This window comes from Streptomyces sp. NPDC051172, from assembly GCF_040682555.1.
Classification (GTDB): Bacteria; Actinomycetota; Actinomycetes; order Streptomycetales; family Streptomycetaceae; genus Streptomyces.
Genome location: NZ_JBFBBE010000312.1, coordinates 1 through 1,746 on the forward strand (window position 1 = coordinate 1; position 1,746 = coordinate 1,746).

Below are 1,746 nucleotides of genomic sequence, written 5' to 3' on the forward strand. Positions count from 1 at the left end.
GATCGAGCTGCTGGGGTTCGATCCGCTCGCGCCGTGGCGGCCCGCCCCTCCCTGAGTCGCCGCGGCGGCCGGTCAGAAGAGCGCCATCTCCTCGGCGCCATCGACGTCGGCGAGCTCGTCGGCCGCGTCGGGGAACTCCAGCTGCTGCGCGGGGAGCGGCAGGTCGACGATGACCAGTGAGCCGGCGCAGGAGACCAGTGAGCCGCCGTACATGCTGCGCATGCCCGGGGGGTCGTGCCGCCAGATGCGGCCCTTGCTGGGGCGTCCCGCCACCATACCGGCGGCGACCTGCCGCTGACAGGACCCGCACTCAACTCGGGGCAACTTCATACAAACCAGTGTGACCGGGCGAGGCCCGGCATGCAGGCGGTTTCGGAGGTCTGTCCTCGGGTGTACTGGGGTCTCACCAGCGCAGGGCGATTCCTCGGCCGTGGCTGCGGCGGTCGATGAGATTGGCCTCCTCCAGCTTGGCGAGCTGGTACGAGACCGACCCCGTACTGGACAGCCCCACGGCCTGGCCGATCTGCCGTTGCGTGGGCGCCTCGCCGTGCTCAGCGACCCAGCGCCTGACCCATGTCAGGATCCGCCGCTGCTGGTCCGTGAGGCGTTCCTCGGCCTTCTCCATCTCGCTGACCCGTCGGCGCAGGTCCTCTCGCGCGGAGGGGCTCTTGCCGTCCTCCGTCTCCCAGAAGGAGTGCACGGCGACCCCGACCCCCAGGGTCCGCAGTCGGTTGAGCAGCTCGGGCGTCTTGACCGGCCGGCGCACAAGGGCGGCCCGGGCGCGGTTCCAGTCCCGCTGGGCCTCGATCAAGTCGAGCGGAAACGCTATGTCGGGCATGCTCGGGTGCTGGTCGGCTAAACCCAGACCTCGTGCTCGTTGCGGTAGTGCGGCCACGGCTGCCCGGTCTGCCGTGCGGCGAGGACGTGTTTGATGCCCGCAACCCACGAGCCCGGCCGCAGTAGCTCAAGCAGGTAGCGCTCCAGCTCAGAGCGCCGCATCTGAAGCTGTTCCTGCTGGTGGATCTCCATGACTACTTCGCCCTGCTGGAGGTCTGCCTTCCCCGGCGGGCGGACCCAGCGCGCGTCCAGGCCGGCCACCTGCAGTAGGCGGGCCAGCAGAGGACCGGAGGTCTCCACGGTGACCACGGTGTAGTCGCCGATCAGGCGGGCACAGGCCACCGGATGCAGCGGGTAGTTCGCCCAAGGCACCCGCAGCGGGTCGCGGGCCGTGCTGTCGAGAGAGCAATGCTCAAGACCTGTGGATCGGCCTCGGGTTGGACGCGCAGGGCGTACCTTCCCGAGTGATCGATTGAAGGTCACCGAGTAGACCGACGTTCGCAGCGCCGGTTGGGAAGGGTGAAGTAGGCCGCCGACGAGGTGCCCCTGGCTGAGGTCCTTTTCCGACGGCCCCTTCCCGAACCGGGCATGCGACTTATGACCGCACCCGGCTCTCCAGTGTCGTGTTCCGCGTTTGCTGTCCCGTCGGCTGTCCGTAAGCATTCACCGGGTAATCGGGGAGCGCTGGTCTCCTGACGCCCCGTGAGCGTCCTGGTGGCACTCTGTGGTTGGATCATATGCGGTGGCCTGCCGAACGCGACCTGCGGCCCGCCAAGATCCAGGAGAACATCTCCGGCCGGCTCACCGACCTCGCCCGCGCCAAGGACCGCTACCTGATCCGCGGCGTGCTCTCAACCGCCGTCAAGCACGCGGTCAACCCCCTCGCCGTGCTCCGGGACGCGTTCACCG

The 1,746-nt window shown here is 69.0% G+C and carries 3 protein-coding genes; all 3 read right to left on the reverse strand.

The genetic code is table 11. The annotated features are described in order from the left end of the window. Nucleotides 1-72 precede the first annotated feature (72 nt). The 3 genes from AB0N07_RS50640 to AB0N07_RS50650 all read right to left on the reverse strand — a co-directional run bounded on the left by AB0N07_RS50640 (nt 73) and on the right by AB0N07_RS50650 (nt 1,209). Nucleotides 73-330, reverse strand: a complete 258-nt coding sequence (locus AB0N07_RS50640) for a hypothetical protein (RefSeq protein WP_365847721.1) — start codon at nt 328-330, stop codon at nt 73-75. Nucleotides 331-403: 73 nt separating this feature from the next. Continuing rightward, nucleotides 404-838, reverse strand: coding sequence for a MarR family transcriptional regulator (locus AB0N07_RS50645; protein ID WP_365847723.1), 435 nt, complete (start codon nt 836-838; stop codon nt 404-406). 17 nt (nt 839-855) lie between these two features. Continuing rightward, complete coding sequence (locus AB0N07_RS50650) at nt 856-1,209, reverse strand: hypothetical protein (RefSeq protein WP_365847725.1); 354 nt, start codon at nt 1,207-1,209, stop codon at nt 856-858. Nucleotides 1,210-1,746: the final 537 nt, after the last annotated feature.